At 54.1% G+C, this 25,419-nt stretch carries 24 protein-coding genes and 1 other annotated feature; of the genes, 3 read left to right on the top strand and 21 right to left on the bottom strand.

The window, feature by feature from the left end; all coding sequences use genetic code 11:
* Nucleotides 1-121 precede the first annotated feature (121 nt).
* From arnF to thrS, 18 genes are all read right to left on the bottom strand, one after another.
* Nucleotides 122-511 (bottom strand): 4-amino-4-deoxy-L-arabinose-phosphoundecaprenol flippase subunit ArnF, encoded by a 390-nt coding sequence (gene arnF, locus IMQ33_RS04235; protein WP_196062512.1) that lies wholly within the window; start codon nt 509-511, stop codon nt 122-124.
* Nucleotides 508-852 (bottom strand): 4-amino-4-deoxy-L-arabinose-phosphoundecaprenol flippase subunit ArnE, encoded by a 345-nt coding sequence (gene arnE / locus IMQ33_RS04230; protein WP_098931298.1) that lies wholly within the window; start codon nt 850-852, stop codon nt 508-510. The genes arnF and arnE overlap by 4 nt, the downstream gene beginning before the upstream one ends.
* Nucleotides 849-2,513 (bottom strand): lipid IV(A) 4-amino-4-deoxy-L-arabinosyltransferase, encoded by a 1,665-nt coding sequence (arnT, locus tag IMQ33_RS04225; RefSeq protein ID WP_196062511.1) that lies wholly within the window; start codon nt 2,511-2,513, stop codon nt 849-851. Before arnT ends, arnE begins: the two co-directional genes overlap by 4 nt.
* Nucleotides 2,510-3,421, bottom strand: a complete 912-nt coding sequence (gene arnD, locus IMQ33_RS04220; protein ID WP_196062510.1) for a 4-deoxy-4-formamido-L-arabinose-phosphoundecaprenol deformylase — start codon at nt 3,419-3,421, stop codon at nt 2,510-2,512. The genes arnT and arnD overlap by 4 nt, the downstream gene beginning before the upstream one ends.
* Nucleotides 3,418-5,400 carry a bifunctional UDP-4-amino-4-deoxy-L-arabinose formyltransferase/UDP-glucuronic acid oxidase ArnA gene (gene arnA / locus IMQ33_RS04215; protein WP_196062570.1) on the bottom strand — a complete coding sequence of 661 codons (1,983 nt, stop codon included), beginning with the start codon at nt 5,398-5,400 and terminating at the stop codon, nt 3,418-3,420. The genes arnD and arnA overlap by 4 nt, the downstream gene beginning before the upstream one ends.
* The gene (gene arnC / locus IMQ33_RS04210; RefSeq protein WP_098931300.1) at nt 5,400-6,380 is read right to left on the bottom strand and encodes an undecaprenyl-phosphate 4-deoxy-4-formamido-L-arabinose transferase; all 981 of its coding nucleotides are present in this window, start codon (nt 6,378-6,380) and stop codon (nt 5,400-5,402) included. The genes arnA and arnC overlap by 1 nt, the downstream gene beginning before the upstream one ends.
* Nucleotides 6,367-7,521 carry a UDP-4-amino-4-deoxy-L-arabinose aminotransferase gene (gene arnB / locus IMQ33_RS04205; protein WP_196062509.1) on the bottom strand — a complete coding sequence of 385 codons (1,155 nt, stop codon included), beginning with the start codon at nt 7,519-7,521 and terminating at the stop codon, nt 6,367-6,369. Before arnB ends, arnC begins: the two co-directional genes overlap by 14 nt.
* 395 nt (nt 7,522-7,916) lie before the next feature.
* Nucleotides 7,917-8,672 (bottom strand): vitamin B12 ABC transporter ATP-binding protein BtuD, encoded by a 756-nt coding sequence (gene btuD / locus IMQ33_RS04200; protein ID WP_098931302.1) that lies wholly within the window; start codon nt 8,670-8,672, stop codon nt 7,917-7,919.
* 16 nt (nt 8,673-8,688) lie between these two features.
* Nucleotides 8,689-9,240 carry a glutathione peroxidase gene (locus IMQ33_RS04195; RefSeq protein ID WP_024530015.1) on the bottom strand — a complete coding sequence of 184 codons (552 nt, stop codon included), beginning with the start codon at nt 9,238-9,240 and terminating at the stop codon, nt 8,689-8,691.
* 70 nt (nt 9,241-9,310) lie between these two features.
* Nucleotides 9,311-10,318, bottom strand: a complete 1,008-nt coding sequence (gene btuC, locus IMQ33_RS04190; RefSeq protein ID WP_024485858.1) for a vitamin B12 ABC transporter permease BtuC — start codon at nt 10,316-10,318, stop codon at nt 9,311-9,313.
* Between the two features lie 247 nt (nt 10,319-10,565).
* Nucleotides 10,566-10,862: an integration host factor subunit alpha gene (gene ihfA / locus IMQ33_RS04185; RefSeq protein WP_004943604.1), complete on the bottom strand. Its 297-nt coding sequence runs from the start codon at nt 10,860-10,862 to the stop codon at nt 10,566-10,568.
* 4 nt (nt 10,863-10,866) lie between these two features.
* Nucleotides 10,867-13,254, bottom strand: coding sequence for a phenylalanine--tRNA ligase subunit beta (gene pheT, locus IMQ33_RS04180; protein ID WP_161712057.1), 2,388 nt, complete (start codon nt 13,252-13,254; stop codon nt 10,867-10,869).
* A gap of 14 nt (nt 13,255-13,268) precedes the next feature.
* Nucleotides 13,269-14,252 (bottom strand): phenylalanine--tRNA ligase subunit alpha, encoded by a 984-nt coding sequence (pheS, locus tag IMQ33_RS04175; RefSeq protein WP_021804595.1) that lies wholly within the window; start codon nt 14,250-14,252, stop codon nt 13,269-13,271.
* 139 nt (nt 14,253-14,391) lie between these two features.
* Nucleotides 14,392-14,516: a sequence feature (Phe leader region), on the bottom strand.
* Complete coding sequence (gene pheM / locus IMQ33_RS04170) at nt 14,466-14,510, bottom strand: pheST operon leader peptide PheM (protein WP_121608962.1); 45 nt, start codon at nt 14,508-14,510, stop codon at nt 14,466-14,468. Its footprint overlaps the feature before it by 45 nt.
* A gap of 113 nt (nt 14,517-14,629) precedes the next feature.
* Nucleotides 14,630-14,986 (bottom strand): 50S ribosomal protein L20, encoded by a 357-nt coding sequence (gene rplT / locus IMQ33_RS04165; RefSeq protein ID WP_004963673.1) that lies wholly within the window; start codon nt 14,984-14,986, stop codon nt 14,630-14,632.
* Nucleotides 14,987-15,029: 43 nt separating this feature from the next.
* Entirely contained in the window at nt 15,030-15,227 is a 198-nt protein-coding gene (gene rpmI, locus IMQ33_RS04160; RefSeq protein ID WP_024485856.1) for a 50S ribosomal protein L35, read from the bottom strand.
* A gap of 97 nt (nt 15,228-15,324) precedes the next feature.
* On the bottom strand, nt 15,325-15,876 hold the full coding sequence (gene infC, locus IMQ33_RS04155; RefSeq protein WP_071683678.1) for a translation initiation factor IF-3: 552 nt from the start codon (nt 15,874-15,876) through the stop codon (nt 15,325-15,327).
* Nucleotides 15,877-15,879: 3 nt separating this feature from the next.
* Complete coding sequence (gene thrS / locus IMQ33_RS04150; protein ID WP_021178149.1) at nt 15,880-17,808, bottom strand: threonine--tRNA ligase; 1,929 nt, start codon at nt 17,806-17,808, stop codon at nt 15,880-15,882.
* A 304-nt stretch (nt 17,809-18,112) separates the two neighbouring features.
* Here thrS and IMQ33_RS04145 point away from each other — a divergent pair, with 304 nt between their 5' ends.
* The 3 genes from IMQ33_RS04145 (at nt 18,113) to IMQ33_RS04135 (ending at nt 20,892) form a co-directional block, all read left to right on the top strand.
* Nucleotides 18,113-18,691, top strand: a complete 579-nt coding sequence (locus IMQ33_RS04145; RefSeq protein WP_196062508.1) for a DUF2239 family protein — start codon at nt 18,113-18,115, stop codon at nt 18,689-18,691.
* A gap of 77 nt (nt 18,692-18,768) precedes the next feature.
* A complete protein-coding gene (locus IMQ33_RS04140; RefSeq protein ID WP_065686077.1) occupies nt 18,769-20,133 on the top strand; it encodes an MATE family efflux transporter in 1,365 nt (454 codons plus the stop codon).
* A gap of 72 nt (nt 20,134-20,205) precedes the next feature.
* Nucleotides 20,206-20,892 (top strand): MarC family NAAT transporter, encoded by a 687-nt coding sequence (locus IMQ33_RS04135; RefSeq protein WP_065686076.1) that lies wholly within the window; start codon nt 20,206-20,208, stop codon nt 20,890-20,892.
* Between the two features lie 37 nt (nt 20,893-20,929).
* On the opposite strand, the gene IMQ33_RS04130 is transcribed toward IMQ33_RS04135, so the two are convergent.
* The 3 genes from IMQ33_RS04130 to IMQ33_RS04120 all read right to left on the bottom strand — a co-directional run bounded on the left by IMQ33_RS04130 (nt 20,930) and on the right by IMQ33_RS04120 (nt 25,417).
* Nucleotides 20,930-22,213, bottom strand: coding sequence for an HAAAP family serine/threonine permease (locus IMQ33_RS04130; protein WP_065686075.1), 1,284 nt, complete (start codon nt 22,211-22,213; stop codon nt 20,930-20,932).
* Nucleotides 22,214-22,443: 230 nt separating this feature from the next.
* On the bottom strand, nt 22,444-23,328 hold the full coding sequence (locus tag IMQ33_RS04125; protein ID WP_196062507.1) for a PHP domain-containing protein: 885 nt from the start codon (nt 23,326-23,328) through the stop codon (nt 22,444-22,446).
* Between the two features lie 754 nt (nt 23,329-24,082).
* On the bottom strand, nt 24,083-25,417 hold the full coding sequence (locus tag IMQ33_RS04120; RefSeq protein ID WP_196062506.1) for a cytochrome c: 1,335 nt from the start codon (nt 25,415-25,417) through the stop codon (nt 24,083-24,085).
* Nucleotides 25,418-25,419: the final 2 nt, after the last annotated feature.

Below are 25,419 nucleotides of genomic sequence, written 5' to 3'. Positions count from 1 at the left end.
GATATTTCACCACGCCACCCCAGGTAAGGAGAATGCTGTTTGGCATTAATTTATCGCTCAAGATAATAAAAAGGCAAGTTTTGTCCATGAGATATTCGAATCGACAGCGTTTTTTCCGCCATTAGCGGTTTTTTACCGCCCGATGGCTATTAATCAACCAGACGCCAAGCAGAATAAACAGCGTCCCCAACGTTTTGAGCAAGGTGGCAGATTCATTAAACCAGGGCAGGATCACCGCCGCCAGGTAAACCAGCGCATAACTGACACTCAACAACGGATAAGCCCGGTTCAGTGGCAGATAATTCAGCGCGAAGAACCAGCACAGCATTGATAATGCATAGCCGAAGATGCCAACGACCACCGCTATCAAGGCCATTCCATACTGGTTGAGTAACGGCCAGGTAACATCGGCAAAGGACAACAGCGGGATTTGTCCCATGCCCCATTTCATCAGCAACTGGGCCAACGTCACTAACAGAACGCTACCCGCGCCCCAAAGATAACCTTTCATGATTGCAGACTCATCAGCAGGATCCCCAGCATGATCGACGCCACGCCGCACCAGTGACGCACCGTGGTCGGCTCGTTAAACAACCAGCGCGCCGCCAACGTCACCAGGACAAAATTGAGGCTCAGCATCGGATAGGCCAGGCTGAGCGGCAAGCGCTGCAACACATTTAGCCACACCAGCATGCCCAGCCCCAATAGCAGCACCGCCAGCGCCAACCAGCGCAGCGTTAAAATCCGCCGCCGATCACTAACCTGTTGCCAGGTAAGGGCAGCCTGTTTCTGACACAGCTGCCCCGCACAGGTGAACAGGCTAACCAGGATCACCAATAAATACGCCATCATGGTTGCTGCTTATACCATACCAATGCCATACGATGCATCTCGACCACGCTGTCTGGCGGTGGCAAATCTGTCGGCACGTGCTCACCACGGGAGAGCTGCATTACCAGTGACACATCCCCCTGTTTACGAGCCTGAGCCAACCAACCAGCAAAATCTTCTTCGCCGATATAGTGGCCACGTGCATCGGGATACGCCAAGCCATAAGTGAGCTCGCCTTTTTCACCGTACATCAGCACATCGCTGCGTTTCAGTTCCCAGGCTAGGCCAGCGGCGATACCCACGCGATCGGCCAACACAAACTGGCTCTGGCTGAGCGTGGCGATATTGTCACGAATGAAGTTTTGCGGCTGCTTGGAGTCGATTACCTGCTGTGGAATAGCGTAGCCGATCAACAGACAAAGCAGCAGCGGGCAGGCGGCCGCCCAGGTCCAGCGTTTCGCGTTTTCACGAGCGGAAATCACGGCAAACAGCAGCCAACCACCAAAGGCAATCAGACCGAGCACGATTTTCGGCCACTCATCGGCGGTAAACAAATGCACTTTAGGTAACACACCGGAGCCGATGAGCAACAACGCGATAATGCCAATCAGACCAAACAGGCCATTTAGCACGGCATTCATCTTGAATACCCGAGTACGTAACTGCCCCGCGCAATCCTCGGCGTAAGCCGCCATCAGCAGTGCCAACGGCGCCATGCAAGGCAGAATATAGGTAGGCAGCTTGCCTTTGGCGATGCTGAAGAAGATCAGCGGCATCACCACCCAGCTCAACAGGAAAAACAGCTCCGGGCGCTGCACTCGCTCACGCCATCCCTTGAGCAGGGAACCTGGCAATAGCCCCAACCACGGCAGTACCGCAGCGATCAGGATCGGCAGGTAAAACCAGAAGGGGGCCTTATGCTGGGCATTGTCTTCGGCAAAGCGCTGAATATGCTCCACCCAGAAGAAGTAGTTCCAATAGTCCGGCTCGCGTTGGGCCACCGCCAGAGCCCACGGCAGGCTAAGCAGTACCGCAACCACGATCGCCACTGGCCCATAGCAGAACAGATCTTTGACCTTACGCTGCTGAATAACAATGGGAATAACGGCAATCACCGGCACCGCCAGTGCCAGAAATCCTTTGGTCATAAAGCCCATGCCACAGGCCAGCCCGAGCAACACATAGCCCCCCAGCTTACCTTTGGCGGTGGTGGCTTTCAGCGTCAGGTAATAGCTGACCATGGCTGCCGTCAGCCACAACGAGATCATCGGATCGAGCACGCTGTAAGTGCCAATACTGAATACCAGAACCATCGACAGGAAAATCAGCACTGCCAGGCTGGCACGACGCGCATTTTTCCACATCAGCCAGGCCAGAGCAAAGACCAGCAAGGCGGTCAGGCCAGTGCTGAATATCGAGCCAAAGCGCACGGCAAAGTTGCTATCGCCGAACAACCACTGGCTAATGTTGTTAAACCAGTAACCGGCAACCGGCTTTTCAAAATAGCGCAGGCCGAGCAGGTTAGGCACAACCCAATCTCCGCGCGCCAGCATTTCACGGCTAATTTCGGCGTAGCGGGTTTCATCCGGCTGCCACAGTAACCGCCCATTCACCGGCAACAGATACACCAGGGCAAAAAAAATGGCCAATACGATGGCCCAGGATCCTTTCAACGCTTTCATGAAACCTTTTCTCCCCCAACTTCGGTTTGATAACCCAACCAGCCTTCTCGGCCAGGAAATGGCGCGCGTATAATGCGGCCTAGCGGCAATGATGACACGTCTTGGGGCAGCAATGCGCTCAACGGGCAGAACTCGATGCCTTGCTGTTTTGCACGCAGTAACAACTGTTCGAACATGGCCGACTGCGACATACCTTCCACCTCGGTATGTATGGTGTACACCGGCACCCCACGATCGTTTTCTATCGCTCGCAAAATATAATCATTGAAATCCGCCATACTGGTCTCACGGCCAATCACCTCGTCAAAAGTGGGGAGCGTCACGGGGATTTGCACCGTGCCCGGCTGGCCGTTCTCTAATAGCGGACGGAACGGATGGGTACCCCGGCAATCGCTGTTGTACTCGAAACCAAAACCTTGCTTAACCTCCACGACGCGCTGATCGGCACGCCACCCCGCCACCGCCGAAAATCGGACCGGTTGACCGATCGCGTTTGCCAGCGCATCAACACCCAACTGAACCTGGCGCATCAACTCGGGTTTGGACCACTTCCCCACCTTGGCCTGCCACCCTTGATGATCCCAGGCGTGCAAACCCACTTCGTGGCCCATCTCCAGCGTGCGCTTCATCAACGGCCCCAAAGATCGGGAAATATTCCTCCCAGGCCACGCGGTCCCCGCCAGCAGGATATCCCAGCCATACAGGGAGGCGGCCTTGGAACGCAGCATTTTCAGCAGGAATTGGGGACGAAGCAGGCGCCACAAGTGGCGCCCCATGTTGTCCGGCCCGACGCTGAAGAAGAAGCTGGCCTGAATATCGTACTTGGCAAACAGCTCCAGCAGGCGCGGCACCCCTTCACGGGTACCGCTAAAGGTGTCTACATCAACTCGCAGGCCGACCTTCCTCATGCACCATCACCTTCCTTTACCGTGGTACGCAGGAAGTAGTCCAGCGTCTCGGCAACGGTTTGCTGCATGGCGATCGTCGGCTGCCAGCCCAGCAGGCGGCGCGCGTTCTTGATACTTGGCGTACGGTGCTCAACGTCCTGATACCCTTTACCATAGTAGCTGCTGCTTTCCACGTCCTTGAAACCGGCAAACGGCGGGAAATTGCCGCGCAGCGGATGCTCATTGAAGCTGGCCAGCAACATTTCCGCCAGCTCACGAATACTGGCTTCGTTGGTCGGGTTGCCGATGTTGACGATCTGACCATCGCATTGGCCATCGCGGTTTTCAATAATGCGATACAGCGCTTCAATACCGTCGTTGATATCGGTAAAGCAACGTTTCTGCGCCCCACCGTCCACCAACTTGATCGGTGAGCCTTCAACCAGGTTCAGGATCAACTGGGTGATCGCGCGCGATGAACCGATACGCGCCGCATCCAGGTTGTCCAGGCGTGGCCCCATCCAGTTAAACGGACGGAACAGCGTGAACTTCAGGCCTTCTTTGGCCCCATAAGCCCAGATAACGCGGTCCAACAGCTGTTTGGAAACCGAATAGATCCAGCGCTGTTTATTGATTGGCCCGACGATCAGGCGCGAGGTGTCCTCATCAAACTCTTTATCGTCACACATGCCATAAACTTCTGAAGTGGACGGGAAGATGATGCGTTTGTTGTATTTCACACAGTCGCGAACGATTTTCAGGTTTTCTTCGAAATCCAGCTCGAACACGCGCAGTGGATTACGGGTGTATTCGATCGGTGTGGCGATCGCCACCAGCGGCAATACCACGTCGCACTTCTTGATGTGATATTCGATCCACTCGGAATGAATGCTGATATCCCCTTCCACAAAGTGGAAGCGCGGGTTATCCAGGAAACGGCTGATTGCATCAGAGCCGATATCCAGGCCATAGATATCGTAACGATCTTCGCGCAGCAGGCGTTCGGTGAGATGGTTGCCGATAAAGCCGTTAACTCCCAGGATCAGCACGCGGGTCCGGCGCTTCATCACCGAGCTTGGCTTGGCAGCCAGACGTACGTCGCTCACCATGCCCATTTCCGCTGCCAGGCGGTTGCCTTGCACATACAAACCAGACTCGCTCTGGCCCGCCACGATTTCCAGCGCCCCTTCACCACAGGCAATCACCAGTGGGGTGGTGCTCAGCACCGTACCAGGCTGCTTATCATGCGCGGTATCCAGCACGCGTGCGCGCCAAATGATCACTTTGCGCTGGCCCAGATAGCTGAAGGCGCCCGGATAAGGTTCAGTGACAGCGCGCACCAGGTTGTTGATTTCACGGGCAGATTTGTGCCACTGGATTTCACCGTCGGCAGCGGTACGGCGGCCAAAATAGCTGGCATCCGCTTCGTTTTGTACCGTCAGGCTGGCCGTACCGTTTTTCAGTTTCGGCAGTTGTTCTTTCAAGACGATCTGCGCCGCTTCCAACACTTTTTTGTGCAGCGTCAGCGCGGTGTCCTGCTCGGAAATCGCCACTTTATGCTGACCAACGATATCGCCGGCATCCGGACGTTTGACCATCTTGTGCAACGTGGCACCGGTTTCGGTTTCGCCATTCACCAGCGCCCAGTTGATCGGCGCGCGGCCACGGTAGCGTGGCAACAGTGAACCATGCAGGTTAAAACCACCCTTTGGAGCCAGAGAAAGGATCTCATCGCTCAACATATTGCGGTAGTAGAAAGAGAAAATGATATCCGGCTGCAGCTCACGGATACGCTCCACCCACAGCGGATGATTGACATCTTCCGGTGCATACACCGGCAGCTCCAGTTCGGCACCCTGGCGAGCAACGGAAGAGAAGAAGTTGTTTTCACCTGGATCATCGGTATGGGTAAATACGGCCTGTACGTCATAGCCCGCTTCTGTCAGCGCTTTCAAGCCTGCGCAGCCGATGTCATGGTAAGCAAATACAATAGCTTTCATCATTCTTCTTCCTGATTATTTTGGGTTGGTTTTGCACCGACCACTTTCTGGACAAAATAGCGGGGACGAGCACGGACGTCGTTATAAATCCGGCCGATGTACTCCCCTAACAATCCCATACCGACAAACTGTGCACCGATAAAGGTGAATAACACCGCAAACAGCGTGAACACTCCGCCTGCCGCCCATTCCGGCCCCAGGACCAAGCGCAGCACGATCAACAACACCGCCAGCACGAAGCCTGACAGCGCAATCACGCTGCCTACCACGCTGAGCAGACGCAGCGGCGTAGTGGTCAGGCAGGTGATCAGGTCATACATCAGGTTGATCAGCTTCATCAGGCTATATTTGGAGTCACCGAACTCGCGTTCAGCGTGACGCACCTCGATCTCCGTGGTACGGCGAGCAAAGGTGTTGGCCAGGATCGGAATAAAGGTACTGCGCTCATGGCAGTGCAGCATCGCTTCGATGATATGGCGGCGATAGGCACGCAGCATGCATCCATAGTCGCCCATGGATTTACCGGTCGCGCGCTGGATCATCATATTGATCATGCGGGAGGCCGTCTTGCGGAACCAGGAGTCCTGACGGTTGGCACGCACGGTACCCACCACGTCATAACCCTCTTCCGCGACGCTGACTAGGCGGGGGATTTCCTCCGGTGGGTTTTGCAGATCGGCATCCAGGGTGATCACCAGATCGCCGCTGACCTGATTGAAACCCGCCATGATGGCGGAATGCTGGCCGTAGTTACGGTTCAGCAGCACGGCAATAATGCAACTGCCTGGTTGTTCCGCCGCGGCGGTTAGCATGGCGGCAGAGTTGTCGCTGCTGCCATCGTCAATCAGAATAATTTCATAAGGTTGCAATAGTTGTTTACAGGCGGCGGTGGTGCGCTCCAACAAGGCAGGTAAACTTTCCTGCTCGTTGTACACCGGGATCACCACCGAAACTTTGCTAATAGGTTCAGCGCGAGACACGGGAAGACTCCAATACGGAAGACAAGGCATTGACCACGCGATCGACATCAGCTTCGGTCATATCTGGGAACAGCGGTAAAGTGCACAGGCGTGCCGAGTTCCATTCGGTATTGGGCAATGACAGCTGTGGGTAACGTTCGCGGTAGAATTTTTGCGTATGGGCGGCGCGGAAATGCAGACCGGTACCGACCCCAACTTCTTTCAGCCGTTCCATCAGTTGATCTCGCCAAATGCCGCAACGTTGTTCATCGACGCGCACCATAAACAGGTGCCAGGCGTGATCGTGCGGATAATCTGGTAACCCCAACGGCTGGAAAGGTGAATCTTGCAGCGCGGCCAGGTAACGTTCCGCCAGCACCTTGCGCCGGGCGTTCAGTTCTGGCAAACGCGCCAACTGCACCACAGCGATCGCCGCATGAATATCTGACAGGTTGTATTTGTAGCCAGGTTCAACCACTTCTGCCTGCGGCTTACGCCCCTGGAGTTGGCGGTCAAAAGCGTCGACGCCCAAGCCGTGGAACTTCAGGCAGCGGACGCGATCGGCCAGTTGATCGTCATCGGTCGCGATCAGGCCACCTTCCGCACAGGTCAGGTTTTTGATGGCGTGGAAAGAGAAAATGGCAGTGCCCCGTGCGCCCACCCATTCACCATTGAAACGGGTGCCCACGGCGTGAGCTGCATCTTCAATCAGGGGAAGATTGTGGCGTTGAGCCACTGCACGCAGTTCATCCATCGGTAATGGTGCGCCCGCATAGTGAACGGGAATAATCGCTTTGGTACGTGGGGTGATGGCCGCCTCAACATCGGCTGCGCTGACCATTAGCGTGTCACGGTCAACATCGATCATCACCGGCGTAGCGCCAAGCAATTCGATCATATTAAGGGTGGAAACCCAGGTTTGAGAGGGGGTAATGACTTCATCCCCTGGCCCGATATCCAGAGCCATAAGGGTAATGTGCATCCCCGCCGTTGCAGAGCAGACGGCAACCGCATGCTTGCAGCCGAAGGTTCGGCAAAACTCACTTTCCAACTGCTGATTTTGCGGTCCGGTGGTGATCCAGCCGGAACGCAATACCTTTTCTACCGCCGCAATCTCTTCATCCCCAATTGCCGGGCGTGAAAAAGGCAGGAATTGATCCATAATTAAACCCCAAACGTCTCGATTTTCTTTAAGCCACTGTAAGACTTTTACATTTAACGAATAGTAAACGTCGCAAAGAATGATCACTGGTGGAATAACTGCCAATCTACGTGGGCAAGCTTAACTAAACCTTAAGGAAGAAATTATTATCAGGACACACTCTGTAAAACCTCCTCATCAAGGAAAAAATAATTAGCAGCATAATCATAAAGTTATGCGGTTATAATTTTTTACTTAATTTCTTTCAACCCGATTAGCCTAGCAGGTAATCGGGTGTTTACCATGTTATTTTGTGAGATTAGCCGCAGGATTTGTACCCTTATTGGGTAATTATATTGAGCGCGTTTACTTTCCGTTTAACTACATTTTGCCGGTTAAAAAACGTCGAAACCGCGCTAGGCCGTTTTAGTCATAATCCAGCGCTGTTCTCCCACCGCCTGCAGATGAAAATCCACGTCATAAACCTTGGATAATAACCCTGGCTCCATTACCTCGTGGGTGCCCCCCTCGGCGACCAACCGTCCGGATTGCAGCAACCAGACCCGATCGGCCTGTTGCAAGGTATGATTGAGATCGTGAGCACAGACCAGTGCGCTGCGGCCACTTTGGCAAAATTCACGCAACAGGCGATCCAGCGCCACCTTTTGCGCCACATCCAGGCTGTTGGTCGGTTCATCAAGCAGAAGTAATTGGCTTATTGGGTTAACCGTTGGCCAAACCTGTAACAAGACTGCGGCCAGTCGCACCCGTTGCCATTCGCCCCCGGAGAGTTGAGTCAACATGCGGGATAATTTATCCGCCAGCTTTAGGCTACGTGCCAAATACAGGATGGTTTTTTCCAGCTCGCTTTCGTCCGCCCCGGCGGGCTGATGTAAGGCGAGATATTGAAATACCGGCATCAGCGCAACCGGAGGCTGCTGCTGGCACAGATAAGCCCGATGCCTTGCCAGTTCATTCCCCGTATACGCTTCCAGCAAACGCCCAGACAGCCGAACTTCGCCAAGCCCTGGCAGCATACCCGCCAATCTGGCTAACAGCGTACTCTTACCCGCGCCGTTTGGGCCGATCAGGTGCACCTGCAACCCAGCGGCGATCTGCCCAGAAAACGGCACTAGTCGCCCTTCTACCCCCACCTCACTGAGTTGCAGCATGGTTCTGTTCGCTCCTTTACTTGGCCAAAGCCTGTTTGATGGCCTCGGACACCTGTGGATCTTCTGGCGTCATATCAGGCGAGAAGCGTTGGATCACCGTACCATCACGCCCAATCAAGAATTTCTCAAAGTTCCACAGGATATCGCCGGTGTGCTTCGGCGCACGGCCTTTGCTGCTCATCCGCTCCAGGAAACCACTGCCTTCTGGTGCGACGGCCTGTGGCTGTGCGGCAATCAGTTCCCGATACAGCGGATGACGGCCCTCACCATTGACTTCAATTTTGGCAAACATCGGGAATTGGACGCCAAAGGTGCCACGGCAAAACGCCAGGATCTCTTCATTACTGCCCGGCTCCTGACCAAGAAACTCATTGGAGGGGAAACCCAACACCGCAAAACCCTGCTCACGCCAGGTTTCATAAAGCTTTTCCAGGCCTTCGTATTGCTTGGTCAGGCCGCATTCCGACGCTACGTTGACCACCAGCAGCACCTTGCCGGCATAGGCGTTCAGCGTGGTAGATTGGTTCTCAATGGTTTGCAGCGGAATGGCATAAATGGGGTTGCTCATCAGATGTTTTCCTTTGGTTTTATTTGCAGGTGAGACAGAAGAACGCCGCCGGGCATTACCGGCAGCCGGTTTACCTTACGCTTTTTGTCCGCGCCAGTAACCAGATAAAAAGAGGGGCCCCCAGCGTAGCAGTGACCACGCCGATGGGTAACTCCGCCGAAAACAGCGCAATCCGCGCCACCACGTCCGCCACTAACAATACGCCCGCGCCTGCCAAGGCGCAGCCAGGCAGCAGGTAACGTTGGTTGGTCAAACCGCTGAGGCGCAAAATATGCGGGATCACCAGGCCGATAAAGCCTATCACGCCCGCCAGGGCCACGCTGGTGCCCACCAGCCAGCCGATGGCCAGCACCAGCAGATTACGCCATACGTGCAGGGAAAGACCCAACTGCCGGGCCTGCATTTCGCCAAGGGCCATCAAGTTCAGCACCTTGCCTTGCGCGCATAGCCACAGCAGCGCTGGCAACAGGGCTAACAGCAGCCATTTCTGCCGCCAATCCACCCCGCCGAAACCGCCCATCATCCAGTACATTAGCTGCCGCAGGTCGAGGCTCGAACTGAAATACACGGCCCAAGTCATAATCGCGCTGCACACAATCCCCAGCGCTACCCCCACCAGCAGCAAACGTGCGTTGCTCAACCGGCGACGGCGGGCAAAAATCAGCAACAGGAAGGTCATCACCAAAGCGCCAGCGATGGCGTTCATGCTCATCAGCGCCACTGGCAGCAGGCCGTTGCCGAACAGCACCGTCAGCACCAGCGCCACTCCGGCACCGTTGGATACGCCAAGTAGCCCAGGCTCCGCCAACGGGTTCTCAAACAGAGCCTGCATCGCCGCCCCTGCCACCGCCAGGCTTGCACCCACCAGCATCACCGCCAGCGCTCGTGGCAGGCGCAATTGCCAGACAAACAGCTGTGCAGGCTCACTCAACCACTGCGCAGGCCAGATCCACAGATCCCCGGCGCTTAGGCTGAAGGCAAACGCCAGTACGACGCCCAGCGTCAGCCAGGTCAAATAGCGTTTATCACGGCGGTGTTGATGCTGTTGTAACAAAGTGAAGGTCTGACTGCTCGGCATAACTACACAACTTCCCTACTGGCCAGGATAGCGGCCTGAAAATAACGTCTTGCAGCAAATAGTAGGAGGTTCGGGCGTTTAGGGGAAGGACTGAGTGAACGAATGGTGGTGAAAGCAGCGGCTGGCACCGCCGGTCATCGAGGCGATGATGGTAATAGACGGGAGCAGCATGCAGCGCCGACCCAGTGAGGTGGGTAAACCGCCAAAGAAAAAGGCCGCTTGCGCGGCCTTTTTGGCGTTGTGTAACCTACTCTTTCGGGCTGGCGTTCTCCACCCGGCTTTTCAGTTTCTGTCCCGGACGGAAAGTGACCACGCGGCGCGCCGTAATCGGAATGTCCTCACCGGTTTTCGGGTTGCGTCCCGGACGTTGGTTCTTGTCTCGCAAATCAAAATTGCCAAAACCAGACAGCTTGACCTGTTCTCCGTTCTCCAGAGCTCGACGGACCTCTTCAAAGAACAGTTCTACCAGGTCTTTGGCATCCCGTTTGCTAAGCCCTAGCTTCTCAAACAGGTGTTCTGACATTTCAGCTTTAGTAAGCGCCATAGGTTCAATCCCTCAAGGATGCTTGGAATCGCTGTTTTAGAGCCTCTACACATTTTGCAACGGTAGCGGCAATCTCCTCTTCTTCCAGTGTACGGGCGGTATCCTGCAACACCAGACTGATAGCCAGGCTCTTATAACCCTCAGCTACGCCCTTGCCACGGTACACATCAAACAAGTTTACGCCAACTACCTGATTTGCGCCAACTTTCTTACACTCTGCCAAAATATCTTCTGCGGCGACGTTTTCAGCCACTACAACGGCGATATCGCGGCGGTTTGCAGGGAAGCGAGAAACCTCACGGGCCTGAGGCACGGCGCGGCTTGCGAGCTTGTTCCACTCCAATTCGAATACCACAGTACGGCCGTTAAGATCCAGTTTACGTTCAAGTTCTGGGTGAACCACACCGATGAAACCGACACGTTCGCCGTGTAAATAAATGGCCGCACTTTGCCCAGGATGCAGGGCGGGGTTGGACTCTGCCTTGAACTGAATTTCGGATAATTTACCGGTCAGCTCCAATACCGATTCCAGATCCCCTTTCAAATCATAGAAGTCCACCGGCTTTCTTGCCAGATCCCAATGCTCATCATGGGTATGCCCGGCAATCACACCAGCCAGCATGACATCCTGACGGATACCCAGATTTGCCGCAGTATCAGGGACAAAGCGCAGGCCGCTTTCAAACAGGCGCACCCGAGTTTGCTGGCGATTCTGGTTATAAACCACCGCCGAAAGCAGGCCTGTCCACAGTGACAGACGCATCGCGGACATCTCTACCGAGATAGGGCTTGGCAGGATCAGGGCTTCTTCACCTGGGTGCAGCAACGCCTGCACTTTCGGGTCGACAAAACTGTAAGTAATTGCTTCCTGGTAGCCATGATCGACCAACATGGTCTTCACGCGCTTCAGGGTCAGATCGGATTCACGGTGTTTGGTCATCACCAGATCGGCGCGCACTGGCACGTCCGGGATGTTGTTGTAGCCATAGACACGGGCCACTTCTTCCACCAAATCTTCTTCGATCTCCATATCGAAACGCCAGCTTGGCGCCACCGCCAGCCAGTTGTCGCCCTGCTCGGTAACCTGGCAACCCAGGCGGCGCAGAATATCGCTCACCTGCTCGCTTGGCACCACATGGCCAATCAGACGGTCCAGTTTTTCACGGCGCAGCGCAATGGTGGCTCGCTTCGGTAAGGTGCTCTCATCGCTAACGTCAATGATTGGGCCAGCCTGACCACCGCAGATGTCAATCAGCAGGCGTGTGGCACGCTCCATCGCTTTATGTTGCAGTGCCGGGTCTACGCCACGCTCGTAACGATGTGAAGCATCGGTATGCAGGCCATGACGGCGAGCACGGCCAGTAATCGACAGCGGGCTGAAGAAAGCACACTCCAGCAGCACATCCTGGGTTTCGTCATTCACGCCAGAGTGCTCACCGCCAAAGATGCCACCCATGGCCAGCGCTTTTTGCTGATCGGCAATCACCAAGGTATCTGCCTGCAGTTTGGCTTCGTTGCCATCCAGCAGACGCAGCGTTTCACCTTCGTGAGCCATACGCACCACGATACCGCCCTCAATACGATTGAGGTCAAAAGCGTGCATCGGTTGGCCCAGCTCCATCAGCACGTAGTTGGTCACGTCGACCACGGCATCAATCGAGCGAATACCGGCACGGCGCAGCTTCTCACGCATCCACAGTGGTGAAGGTGCCTTCACGTTAATGCCTTTCACTACGCGGCCAAGGTAACGTGGGCACGCCTGAGGGGCTTCTACACGGATTGGCAGGATGTCGGTGATGGTGGCAGCAACCGGGCTCATATCCGGCTCGGTCAACGACAGTTGGTTCAGCACGGCAACGTCGCGCGCGACGCCAATGATGCCCAGGCAATCGGCACGGTTCGGCGTGACGCTGATTTCAATCGCGCTATCGTTCAGTTGCAGATAGTCACGGATATCGGTGCCGATCGGTGCATCTTGTGGCAGCTCAATGATGCCGTCATGATCGTCTGAAATCGCCAGTTCGGAGAACGAACACAGCATGCCTTCAGAAGGCTCGCCGCGCAGCTTGGCGGCTTTGATTTTAAAGTCGCCTGGCAGTACGGCACCGACGGTAGCAACAGCGACTTTCAGGCCAGCACGGCAATTTGGCGCACCACAAACGATGTCTAACAGACGCTCACCGCCCACATCGACTTTGGTTACGCGCAGTTTGTCGGCGTTCGGGTGTTGACCGCACTCCACCACGTGGCCCACGACCACACCGTTGAATACGCCAGCCACCGGTTCAACACCGTCTACTTCCAGGCCAGCCATGGTGATTTGATCGGATAATGCTTCGCTGCTGATGGCCGGGTTTACCCACTCGCGCAACCAGAGTTCACTGAATTTCATGTGATATTCCCGCCTTACTTAAACTGTTTGAGGAAACGCAGATCGTTTTCGAAGAACGCACGCAGATCGGTGACGCCGTAACGCAGCATCGTCAGGCGCTCCATACCCATACCGAAGGCAAAGCCGGAATAGATTTCCGGATCGATACCCACGTTGCGCAGTACGTTCGGGTGCACCATGCCGCAACCCAACACTTCTAGCCACTTACCGTTTTTGCCCATTACATCCACTTCGGCAGAAGGTTCGGTGAACGGGAAATAGGAAGGACGGAAACGAACCTGCAGGTCTTCTTCAAAGAAGTTGTTCAGGAAATCGTGCAGCGTCCCTTTCAGGTTGGTGAAGCTGATGTCCTTGTCGACGATCAGCCCTTCCATCTGGTGGAACATCGGGGTATGTGTCTGATCGTAGTCGTTACGATACACACGGCCCGGAGCGATAATGCGGATCGGTGGCTGCTGGTTCTTCATGGTGCGGATCTGCACGCCAGAGGTTTGGGTACGCAGCAGGCGCGTCGCGTCAAACCAGAAGGTATCGTGGTCGGCACGGGCCGGGTGATGCCCTGGGATATTCAGCGCGTCGAAGTTGTGGTAATCGTCTTCGATTTCCGGGCCGGTCTCTACCGAGAAGCCCAGTTCGCCAAAGAAGGTTTCGATACGATCGATGGTGCGAGTGACCGGGTGCAGGCCACCGTTCTCCAGGCGACGCCCCGGCAGCGAGACGTCGATGGTCTCCGCCGCCAGGCGGGCGTTCAGCACCGCTGACTCCAACGCGTTCTTACGCGCGTTCAGCGCATCCTGAACTTCCTGTTTTGCCTGGTTGATCACCGCCCCGGCTGCCGGGCGATCTTCCGCTGGCACTTCACGCAGGGACTGCATCTGTAAGGTAAAATGACCTTTCTTGCCAAAATATTCGACGCGTACCAAATCCAACGCGGCAACATCTTGGGCATCTTCTACGGCTGCCTTGGCGTTGGCAACCAGCTCTGCGAGATGTGACATTGCTTTCCTCTTCCTCTGGCCTTGTGGCCCTAAGTAATTGTTATCTATTATTCCAACACGCCTTTGGTTGATCTTCAAAGAATTTCAAGCCGTAGCCAAGCTAGTGCCGCAGGCCTGAAAGGCGCAGAAGGTGGCCAAAAACAAAAAAGCCTCCACTTGGGAGGCTTGGGCGCTACTTTCCGTTTCTTTTCTTACGCGCAAAGCCTCCTGAAGTCAGGCGCTAAAGTAAAAAAAGAAGCGGAAAATAACAGCGTGCATGTTGGTAGTACCTTGTCGATGGATGGGCAACCAGTGTGATAGCGCCAGCCGATAAAAGTCAATATCTGTATTGAGAACAAACAGTAAAAGAGGGAGCAAGCTCCCTCTTTTCAACCAGCTTACGCCAGTGCTGCTTTCGCTTTTTCAACCAGTGCGCCAAAGGCCACTTTGTCGAATACTGCGATGTCAGCCAGGATCTTACGGTCAATTTCAATAGAAGCTTTTTTCAAGCCGTTAATGAATTTGCTGTAAGACAAGCCGTTCTGACGAGCAGCTGCGTTGATACGTGCAATCCACAGCTGACGGAACTGACGCTTACGTTGACGACGGTCACGGTAAGCATACTGACCTGCTTTGATTACTGCCTGGAAGGCAACACGATAAACGCGCGAACGGGCACCGTAGTAACCTTTCGCTTGTTTCAGTATTTTCTTGTGACGTGCGCGTGCAATTACACCACGTTTTACGCGAGCCATATGCTCTCTCCTAAAGTCTTATTCTAGATTCAAAAAATGTGGCTTATGCGTACGGCAGGCACGCGATAACCAGGACCAGATCGTTTTTAGACACCATGCCTTTCGGACGCAGATGACGTTTACGCTTGGTTGCTTTTTTGGTCAGAATATGACGCAGGTTAGCATGTTTGCGCTTAAAACCACCGCTGCCGGTCTTTTTGAAGCGCTTGGCTGCACCACGTACAGTTTTAATCTTTGGCATGTTAATTAAATCCACTTCGCATTGTTAAACAACGAATCAGTGAGGCGAATAAAACCCACGCACGCTTGCACGGCGTGGGTTCGATTACTTGGAAGCCTTACTGTTTCTTCTTGGGTGCGAGCACCATAATCATCTGACGGCCTTCGATCCTTGTTGGGAAGGACTCGACCACTGCCAGATCAATATCTTCACACAGGTCTTTACGGACGCGGTTAAGCACTTCCATACCGATCTGCTGGTGCGCCATTTCACGCCCACGGAAACGCAGGGTGATCTTGGCTTTATCGCCGTCTTCCAGAAAGCGAATCAGGTTGCGTAGTTTGACCTGATAGTCGCCATCATCGGTGCCAGGACGGAATTTGATTTCCTTAACCTGGATAACTTTTTGCTTCTTCTTCTGTTCTTTGGTCGACTTGCTCTTCTCGTAGAGGAATTTGCCGTAATCCATGATCCGGCAAACTGGCGGTTCGGCATTTGGGCTGATCTCTACTAAATCAACACCCGCTTCCTCAGCTTTTTCAAGAGCTTCATTCAGACTGACAATACCAATCTGCTCGCCATCGACGCCGGTTAGGCGAACTTCTTGCGCGCGAATTTCTTTGTTAATGCGATTTGGACGCGCCGGTTGAACTCGTTTTCCGCCTTTAATACTTTATTCCTCCAGTTGATGAAGACTTCGGCTGCGTATCTCATGTAGCAGCTTGTCTACGACTTCTTGTACGTCCAGGCTCCCCAGGTCTTTGCCACGGCGGGTACGAACGGCAACTTTGCCTGATTCGACCTCTTTATCACCGCACACCAACATGTATGGAACCCGTCGTAAAGTATGTTCGCGAATTTTAAAGCCAATCTTCTCGTTTCTCAAGTCCGCTTTTGCCCGAATGCCTGCATCTTGCAGTTTTTTGGTCAATTGCTGGACGTAATCAGACTGGCTGTCGGTGATATTCATCACCACTACCTGCACTGGAGCAATCCAGGTTGGGTAGAAACCGGCATATTCTTCGGTAAGGATACCGATGAAGCGCTCCATGGAGCCAAGAATAGCACGGTGTATCATTACCGGGACCACGCGTTCGTTGTTTTCGCCAACATACGACGCGCCTAAACGGCCCGGTAAGAAGAAATCGAGTTGCACGGTACCACATTGCCATGCGCGATCCAAACAATCATGCAAGGTAAATTCAATTTTTGGTCCGTAGAAAGCGCCCTCACCCGGCTGATATTCAAACGGAATCCCGTTTTCAGTCAGCGCAGCGGCCAGATCGTTTTCGGCTCGAGTCCACATTTCGTCAGTCCCGATGCGCTTTTCTGGACGGGTGGACAGTTTCACCACAATCTTTTCAAAGCCAAAGACACCGTACATATCGTAGACCATTTTGATGCAGTCGTTCACTTCGGAACGCACCTGATCTTCGGTACAGAAGATATGGGCATCGTCCTGGGTGAAACCACGCACACGCATCAGGCCATGTAGCGAACCGGATGGCTCGTTACGGTGGCAGCTACCAAACTCGCCCATACGCAGCGGCAGGTCACGGTAAGACTTCAGGCCCTGGTTGAAGATCTGCACGTGGCCCGGGCAGTTCATCGGCTTGATGCAATATTCACGGTTCTCTGAAGACGTGGTGAACATGGCGTCTTTGTAGTTTTCCCAGTGGCCGGTTTTTTCCCACAGCACACGGTCCATCATGAACGGCCCTTTCACCTCCTGATACTGGTGCTCTTTGAGCTTCATGCGCACAAAAGCTTCCAGTTCGCGGAAGATGGTCCAGCCGTCGTTATGCCAGAACACCATGCCAGGGGCTTCTTCCTGCATATGATACAGGTCGAGCTGCTTGCCGATCTTGCGGTGGTCACGCTTGGCCGCCTCTTCCAGGCGTTGCAGATAGGCGTTCAACTGCTTCTTGTCTGCCCAGGCGGTACCGTAGATACGTTGCAGCATTTTGTTTTTGCTGTCGCCACGCCAGTAGGCACCGGAGGTTTTCTGCAGTTTGAAATGGTGGCAGAAACGCATATTCGGCACGTGCGGGCCACGGCACATATCCACGTATTCTTCGTGATGATACAGGCCAGGGCGATCGTCATGGCTGATATTTTCATCCAGAATCGCCACCTTGTAGCTTTCGCCACGGGCTGCGAAGGTGTCACGGGCTTCCTGCCAGCTCACGGTTTTCTTGATGACGTCATAATCTTTGTCGGCCAATTCATGCATCCGCTTCTCCAGCAGATCCAGATCTTCCTGCGTCAGGGTATGGTCGAGGTCAACATCATAGTAAAAACCGTTGTCGATCACCGGACCAATGGCCATTTTGGTATCTGGCCACAGCTGTTTGATCGCATGACCCAGCAGGTGCGCACAGGAGTGGCGCATGATTTCCAGGCCTTCGGCATCTTTGATGGTAATGATGGCCAATTGCGCATCGGCTTCGATGGCATCGTTGGCATCGACCAGTTCACCGTTAACGCGGCCGGCGATACAGGCTTTGGCAAGACCAGGGCCAATATCACGGGCAACATCCATCGGGGAAACGGCATGGTCGTATTGACGCTGACTTCCGTCAGGAAGAGTAATAACAGGCATTCATAATTCCTTATCTACAGTGGTGACCCACACGACAGATCACATGCAGTACAGATATTTTGGTTAGTGTTGAGTCAGTTATGCTTCATATCTCGCCCACAATTGCCAGATTGACGCACAACTTGGTCCGTTGATAACACGCGAACCTCCAGTGGCTGTTCACAGCCTTGCGAATAGTAACATTAAAACTGTGGAGGATAAATAAAGCGCAGTTTACCCTGCTGCATAATTGATCGCGCTTGACTTACCACGATAACTCAGCCAAATTACCCGGGTAAAACAATTTAACCCGGGTATAAATCATATGAAAACCATCAATACGCCGAGCTGCACCGCCTTCTTGCAGCATCAACGAGTGGCTGCCGGGTCTTATGCCGATGTCGCTCAGGCGCTTGCTGCGATGGATCTTACTGCCGGTGGGCTGTTAGTGTTTGATGATGCCACCGGCTCCCAGGTGGATTACCCTTGGCCAGCAGGCTACGTTTGGCCTCAGCCTGGTGGCGATGCCGCTGAGCTTGACAGCGAACCGGCAGCTCAGCCCTCGGTCGGTCGGCCCAAGCTCGGCGTGGTAGCCCGCGAAGTGACCCTCCTGCCCCGTCATTGGGAATGGCTGGCACAACAACGTGGTGGAGCCTCTGCGGCACTACGTCGCCTGGTTGATGAAGCCCGGCGTACTACGATCGAGCAAGACAATGAGCGCCGCATCAAAGAGAACAGCTACCGCTTTATGAGCGCCATCGCCGGTGCTTTGCCAGGCTATGAAGAGGCCACGCGCGCGCTGTTTGGCCACGATGGTAAACTGTTTGCCGAGCGAATTGCGCACTGGCCTGCCGATATTCAGGTGCATCTGGCCTGGATGACTCGAGATGCCTTCCCCCAGTGATTGCGGCGCCCCTACATATGAGTCTCAGTATCGCTGGAGCTCTTTACACGCCTTTAAAGCGCAGGAAAAACGATTAAATGCAAACTCGTCCGCAGCACAAGCAGCAGCCGCTTTGGCGCATCTATCTGATCTTTTTGGTGCCCATGGTGCTGTCCAACTTCCTGCAAGGATTTTCAGGCACGCTGAACGGTATCTATATCGGCCAGATGCTCGGCACCCATGCGCTGGCCGCCATCTCTGGTATGTTCCCGGTGGTGTTCTTCTTTATCTCACTGGTGATTGGCGTTGGTGCCGGTGCCTCGGTGCTGATTGGGCAGGCATGGGGCGCGAATGAACCAGAAAAAGTCAAAACCATCGCCGGTACAGCCTTGATGTTGGGCGTGACACTTGGCTTATTGGCGGCGGTATTTGGCAGCCTGTTTGCCCGCCAGGCGCTACAAGCGCTAGGCACGCCAGCGGACGTGCTGGAAGAGGCGGTCTCTTACGCCCGCATTATGATGCTGATTATGCCGTTGCTGCTGGTATTCGTGTTGTTCACCCAGTTGCTGCGCGGCGTCAGTGATACGGTCTCACCGCTCTTGGCCCTGCTGCTGTCAACCATCGTCGGCTTACTGCTCACCCCGGCCCTGATCCGTGGCTGGCTGGGCTTTGCCCCCATGGGCATACAGAGCGCAGCTCTGGCGGGTATGGTCGGTAACGCACTGGCGATGATTTATCTGACATTACGCCTGCGCCGCAAAAAGCACGTGCTGGCCCCCGACCGGGCCATGCTGGCCGCGCTCAAGCTGGATACGGTGGTGCTACGCAAAGTTTTGCGTATTGGCCTGCCCACCGGTTTACAAATGGTGGTAATTTCAATCTCTGAATTGATCATCCTGACGCTGGTCAACCGCCACGGTTCGGATGCCACGGCAGCCTACGGCGCAGTGACACAGATCGTTAACTATGTGCAATTCCCTGCCCTGTCGATTGCCATCACTGCCTCTATTTTGGGCGCTCAAGCCATCGGTGCTGGCAAAACCGAACGCATTGCTCCCATCTTGCGTACCGGGTTGTATATCAACCTCTGGCTGACCGGTTCGTTGATTATTCTGGTCTACCTGCTGTCACATTGGCTGCTGGGTTTGTTCCTGACCAGCCCGGTAGTCTTGGCAGAAGCGGAGCATTTATTGCATATCATGCTGTGGAGCATGCTGGTATTTGGTTTCCAGGCGATTGTCGGCGGCATCATGCGCGCCAGCGGCGTGGTGTTGGTACCGGTGACGATCTCCATTCTCTGCATCGTGGCCGTCCAGTTGCCAGCAGCCTATCTGCTCAGCAATCACTTCGGATTAGAGGGGGTATGGATGGCATTCCCTATCGCCTATTTGACAATGCTGGCATTGCAGACAACGTTTTATAGGTTGGTATGGCGACACAGAAAAATTGAGCGTCTGGTCTGACGCTTATAGTCACAATACTTTTTGGGCGTAGTGACTGCGCCCCCATTTCATTCTCTTGCTGGGGTTTGTTGTATGTCGAGTATTCTGCAGTTGTTTCAGGCCATAGGGCTGGGGCTAGCCCTACTGTTGCCACTGGCCAACCCGCTCACTACCGTGGCGTTGCTGCTTGGTCTGTCGGGAAATATGACCAACGAAGAGCGCAACCATCAGTCCCTGATGGCTTCGGTCTACGTGTTCTGCATCATGACGGTGGCGTTCTATGCCGGTCAGCTAGTGATGAGCACCTTTGGGATCTCCATCCCCGGGCTGCGGATAGCCGGGGGTTTGATTGTCGCCTTTATCGGTTTTCGCATGTTGTTCCCACAGCAAAGTGCCGATGAAGCACCAGAGGTAGAATCCAAAAGCAGAGAGCTGCACAAGAAAACCTCTGCCAATATCGCCTTTGTCCCACTGGCCATGCCGAGTACCGCCGGGCCAGGGACTATCGCCATGATCATCAGCACCGCATCCAGCGTCCACGAAAATACGCTGGGCTTTGCCCACTGGGTGCTGCTGGCCGCACCAGTGGCCATTTTCCTGTCGATAGCGATCATTCTGTGGGTCTGTTTACGCAGTTCCACGGCGATCATGAAACTGGTTGGCGAAAGCGGTATCGAGGCCATTTCGCGCCTGATGGGCTTCCTGCTGGTGTGTATGGGCGTACAGTTTATTATCAACGGCGTGTTGGAGCTGGTCTCTACCTACGTACCTGTGACCTGACCCAACCGGCCCCGCAGTCGCGGGGCCAATTTGCTCTCTATGCCAAACCGTATACCAAAGCGGAAAGCGCAATTAGCCCCATCACCAGCACAAAACCATTACTCAAAGCACGATAACGGCGCATAGCCGGAACCGCTCGCACCGCATACATCGGCAGAATAAACAGGATCACCGCAATTAGCGGACCACTGATGGTTTCAATGATATGCAAGGCGCTCGGATTCCAGACGGTGGCCGCCCAGGTGAGCAAGAACAGCACCACGCCAGAGATACGATGGGTCGTGACGGCAGTCAGCGGCTTGCCAACGGCGCGGGTTAGCCCATCGATCAGGCTGGTTGCCCCTTCGGTTACGCCTAATGAAGTGCCAAGATAGGACTTTGCCATCGCCAACATCGCCATCACCGGCCCAAGATAGGCTATCAGCGGATTGGAAAACTTGTTGGCCAGAGTGGTCAACACCGTGATGTTCTGCGCTTTCGCCTGCTCCATCTCCTGGTGCGAAAGGCTCAGCACGCAGCTGAACACGAAGAACAACACGGTGACGCAAATCAGCAGGTAGCTGTAACGCATAATTCGCGCACAACGGCGCTCGGCCTTGTCACCGTATAAGCTTTTCTGGGTGGAAGCGAACGACGAAATGATCGGCGCGTGGCTAAAGGAAAATACCATGACCGGGACCGCCAACCACAGCGAATGCCACAGGTCGGGGCTGTCAAATTGGGTGTTGGCCAAACCACTGACAAAGTTCTCGGTCTGCCAGGTGGGTACCAGATACAGCGAAATCCCCATCAGAAACACCAGCAATGGGAAAACCAGAACACCCATTGCGGCCACGATCGTATCCTTTCCACGCAACAGCACCAGATTGAGCACCACCACCACCGCCAAACTCAACCAGATGCGGGGGACCGGGGCGAAGTGAAATTGGTGCGTCAGGAAGCTGTCCAACGCGTTGGTGATGGAAATACTGTAGACCAGCACGATGGGGAAAAACGCCATCAGGTACAGCACCATAATGATCTTGCCGGCTAACACGCCGAAATGCTCGACCACCACGTCCTGAATGTTGCCATCACGGCTGGAGCCGGAAAGGACAAAGCGGGTTAGCGCCAGATGGGGTAAATAGGTCAGAGGGAAAGCGAACAGTGCCATCAATAGCAGCACCAGCGGGCCATTCAGACCGGCATTGATCGGCAGAAACAGGGTGCCGGCACCCACGGCCGTGGCGTAAAGCCCGAACATCCAGACGGTGTCGGTCTTGTTCCATTTGGCAGCTTGGGCAATGGCCACCCTGCCATGTTCTGGAGAAATCGTACTCATGAGACAGCTTACCTTAATCTACAGCGCCAACGATTGCGCCCGACGGAAACTCCCTTCTCCGTAGAATGTTTATATAAAACAGGATATTAATGGCGAGAGAAATTCACCTACCTGATAAAAGGACGGCAAAGGATAAAGAAAATCTCAGGAATGGTCTATATTTCGGCGGTTAACTGCGCGCTTCGTGAGCAGCCGATGCCGCTCACAAACGCTATGGAATGAAACAATGCCTAGGCGCTGGCGGCGGCGACAAACCGGCGTATTTCGTCAATATGCTGCGGGCCGTAGGCACATTGCCCTACTTCTATTTTTGGCTTGTTACGCCCATGGAAGTCGCTGCCGCAGGTAACAAACGCCGAGCGACCCACGGTAAACTCATACAGTTTGCTGGCCAATTCGGGTGAATGATAGCTTGAGAACACCTCGACCCCCATCACACCAATCTTCAGCATTTCATCGATGACTTGGGTATGGTCCTGTTTAACGTTGGCACCGATATGCGCCAGGATCGGTATTCCCCCATTATGGCGGATCACTTCCACCATGCGGCTCATGGCGGGATAGGTGACCGGCATATAGCACACCTTCCCTGGGCCAAAGAAGTCCCAATAGAAGTTGATTAACGGCATATCGGCCCTTTCCCCTCCTGGGCGATAAGGCATCAGCAACGGATGCCCATCATTACGTGGATCTTCGAGTATCACCTCGCCCATCTGCTCTTCCTGCGGGATAGCGCCACCGCATACCTGCTCCAGGCGTTGCTCATCCAGATGGAATTTCAACCCGCGCAGCTTGGCAAACTTTTGCGGCGTCAGTTCCCGTTGAATGGCACTGAAATTGTTATAGATTTCGACAAAGTCATTGCTGGGGGTAAACCCATAGCCCAACAGGTGGAAGTTGCGCCCAGCGAAGGTGCAGTCGATCTCGATACCGGACAGGACATTGAGGCTGGACGATGCCAGCGCCTTGGCCTCCGGCACCGAACTGGCATTATTATGGTCGGTCACCGCCAACGTACTGATGCCGTTGGCCAGGCAGCGTGCAATCACCGTCTCAACCGGGAAATCTGCATCATCGCTGTAGTTGGAATGCATATGCAGGTCGATTTTTTCCATGGCAATGTCCTTTGGCGAATGCTCAAACCAAAACCATACTAAAGCCGCCCCTGAATGCATACAGCGGATTTGACACTTTTTATCGTTAGGATCACAAAAGCGTGGGTCTGCTCACGGGTTTTAGATCGACATTTTGACGAGATCGATAACAGTGCAGACTGTTAACAGGCATTGACGGTACCAAATAGCTGCGGCTACATGGTCATCCATCTAAAATGCCCCGCTTCTCCGGGGCATTTCACCTCATAAAATCTGCTTTTTTTGCCAAAGATGGCAAACCGCAACGCATCATGTTCGAAAAAGCAGCGTATCGATTAACCTCGCACACTTCTTTTTGAACTTGATGCGCTTTCTGTAGGTATATTTTCGACCAAGACTAATACAGATTCGCTTACGTCTTTCAACCTCAAAAGCGATGGAAACGTACACCACCATCAATAAAACTATTACCATCACGCCCATAGCCTCCCTTTGGTTTCAACGCTCCCTTGCGAGTAACATTAATAACATTAATGAAATTTTTATTCACCAATAAATGAAATCTCAACAATTCAATTAATAACAGTGGCATAGCACAAATATGAAGTGCAATATCTCGCAGAAGGATAACAACCTCAGACCAAATAGTTTAAAACCCCAGGAATATGCCGCTAAAGGTGATTAAAAATCTCACACCGTGAAATGATTAACAACGCTAACTTATTTAAGGATAATTAAGATAATTAAAGGGCCTCGAACGAGGCCCTTGGGAAGATTACTTGGCACCCACCGACTCTGGCACAGCAGAGCTGCCCATCGCCTTCTCATCGCGAATTATTGAGCGATCCTTACGCACGTCAGCCACATCGGAGGCACTGATGGCTTTGGCGTTGTTACCCCAACTGGAACGGATAAAATTCACCACGTCTGCTACCTGCTGGTCGTTCAAGCGCCAGCCAAACGGCGGCATGGTGAGGTTGGAAACCGCCCCTTTCACCGCTGGCGTGGTATTGCCGATCAGCACAATGTGGATCAGCGAGGTCGCGTCTTCGGTCTGCACCACCGGGTTACCCTTCAGCGCCGGGAAGGCACGCTTGTAACCAACACCATCGGTACGGTGGCAAGCCGCACAGTTATCGACGTACAGCGCGGCTCCGGGTTTACTGTCGTTACCACGCCACAAATCTTTGGCGACGCTGTCTTCAACCGGTGCGGCCTGCTGTTTACCGTCTTTCGGCGGTAAGGTTTTCAGATAGCGGGCGATCGCGGTCAAATCCTCATCGCTAAGATATTGCAGGCTATGTTCAACCACGTCGCTCATGCCACCAAATACTACCGACTTATCGTTGCGGCCGGTTTTCAGGAACTCGGTCAGTTCGCTCTCGCTCCAGGTGCCTAAGCCATCTTTATTATCGCCACGCAAGCTGGATGCTACCCAACCGTCGATCGGAGCGTTGCTGCCGGAAAGGTAATCATCCCCTTCCGTATTGCTCAACGCCTTCTCTTGCATAGTCAAGCTACGCGGCGTATGGCATGCACCACAGTGCCCCAGCCCTTCGACCAGATAGCGGCCACGTTCGATAACCGGATCGGCGTTGGCGTTTGCCGCAAAATCGGCCGGTGTTGGTGCAAACATCGAACGCCAGATATGCAGTGGCCAGCGCATGGACAGCGGCCAGGGAATGTCAGAGTCTTGGTTCGCATGTTCTACTGGCTGCACGCCGTGCATAAAATAGGCGTACATGGCACGCATATCCTCCTCTTTCACCAGCGCAAACGAAGGATAAGGCATCGCCGGGTACAGGGTGCTGCCGTTCTTGGCGACGCCTTTGCGTACCGCATTGTCGAAATCTTCAAAACTGTAATCGCCAATGCCGGTGGTTTTGTCCGGGGTGATGTTGGTGGAATAGATAGTGCCAATCGGCGTTTCCATCGCCAAACCACCAGCAAAGGGCACGCCGCTTTTGCCATTGGTGTGGCAGGCCACACAGTCACCGGCACGTGCCAGATATTCACCGCGTTTGAGCAATTCGCTGCTGACCGTCGCGTCTTGCGCCAAAACGGAAAAACTCAGTGCACTGAGAACCAGTGCGGGAACCAAAGCTTTCATCA

This window comes from Serratia sp. Res13-Sevr-LER1-36-b (assembly GCF_015673035.1).
Lineage (GTDB): Bacteria > Pseudomonadota > Gammaproteobacteria > Enterobacterales > Enterobacteriaceae > Chania > Chania fonticola_C.
The sequence above is the reverse complement of the archived record's forward strand: the minus strand, read 5'-3'. Positions and strand labels throughout refer to the sequence as shown.

Coding starts and splice junctions, on each gene's coding strand:
- arnA (WP_196062570.1), bottom strand. CDS start 5,400: ATGAAAGCTATTGTATTTGCTTACCATGACATCGGCTGCGCAGGCTTG.
- btuC (WP_024485858.1), bottom strand. CDS start 10,318: ATGCCGAGCAGTCAGACCTTCACTTTGTTACAACAGCATCAACACCGC.
- btuD (WP_098931302.1), bottom strand. CDS start 8,672: ATGCTGCAACTCAGTGAGGTGGGGGTAGAAGGGCGACTAGTGCCGTTT.
- IMQ33_RS04120 (WP_196062506.1), bottom strand. CDS start 25,417: ATGAAAGCTTTGGTTCCCGCACTGGTTCTCAGTGCACTGAGTTTTTCC.
- pheS (WP_021804595.1), bottom strand. CDS start 14,252: ATGTCACATCTCGCAGAGCTGGTTGCCAACGCCAAGGCAGCCGTAGAA.
- pheT (WP_161712057.1), bottom strand. CDS start 13,254: ATGAAATTCAGTGAACTCTGGTTGCGCGAGTGGGTAAACCCGGCCATC.
- arnF (WP_196062512.1), bottom strand. CDS start 511: ATGAAAGGTTATCTTTGGGGCGCGGGTAGCGTTCTGTTAGTGACGTTG.
- IMQ33_RS04145 (WP_196062508.1), top strand. CDS start 18,113: ATGAAAACCATCAATACGCCGAGCTGCACCGCCTTCTTGCAGCATCAA.
- rplT (WP_004963673.1), bottom strand. CDS start 14,986: ATGGCTCGCGTAAAACGTGGTGTAATTGCACGCGCACGTCACAAGAAA.
- arnD (WP_196062510.1), bottom strand. CDS start 3,421: ATGAGGAAGGTCGGCCTGCGAGTTGATGTAGACACCTTTAGCGGTACC.
- arnT (WP_196062511.1), bottom strand. CDS start 2,513: ATGAAAGCGTTGAAAGGATCCTGGGCCATCGTATTGGCCATTTTTTTT.
- arnB (WP_196062509.1), bottom strand. CDS start 7,521: ATGGATCAATTCCTGCCTTTTTCACGCCCGGCAATTGGGGATGAAGAG.
- IMQ33_RS04125 (WP_196062507.1), bottom strand. CDS start 23,328: ATGGAAAAAATCGACCTGCATATGCATTCCAACTACAGCGATGATGCA.
- IMQ33_RS04130 (WP_065686075.1), bottom strand. CDS start 22,213: ATGAGTACGATTTCTCCAGAACATGGCAGGGTGGCCATTGCCCAAGCT.
- rpmI (WP_024485856.1), bottom strand. CDS start 15,227: ATGCCAAAGATTAAAACTGTACGTGGTGCAGCCAAGCGCTTCAAAAAG.
- thrS (WP_021178149.1), bottom strand. CDS start 17,808: ATGCCTGTTATTACTCTTCCTGACGGAAGTCAGCGTCAATACGACCAT.
- IMQ33_RS04135 (WP_065686076.1), top strand. CDS start 20,206: ATGTCGAGTATTCTGCAGTTGTTTCAGGCCATAGGGCTGGGGCTAGCC.
- IMQ33_RS04195 (WP_024530015.1), bottom strand. CDS start 9,240: ATGAGCAACCCCATTTATGCCATTCCGCTGCAAACCATTGAGAACCAA.
- arnE (WP_098931298.1), bottom strand. CDS start 852: ATGATGGCGTATTTATTGGTGATCCTGGTTAGCCTGTTCACCTGTGCG.
- ihfA (WP_004943604.1), bottom strand. CDS start 10,862: ATGGCGCTTACTAAAGCTGAAATGTCAGAACACCTGTTTGAGAAGCTA.
- IMQ33_RS04140 (WP_065686077.1), top strand. CDS start 18,769: ATGCAAACTCGTCCGCAGCACAAGCAGCAGCCGCTTTGGCGCATCTAT.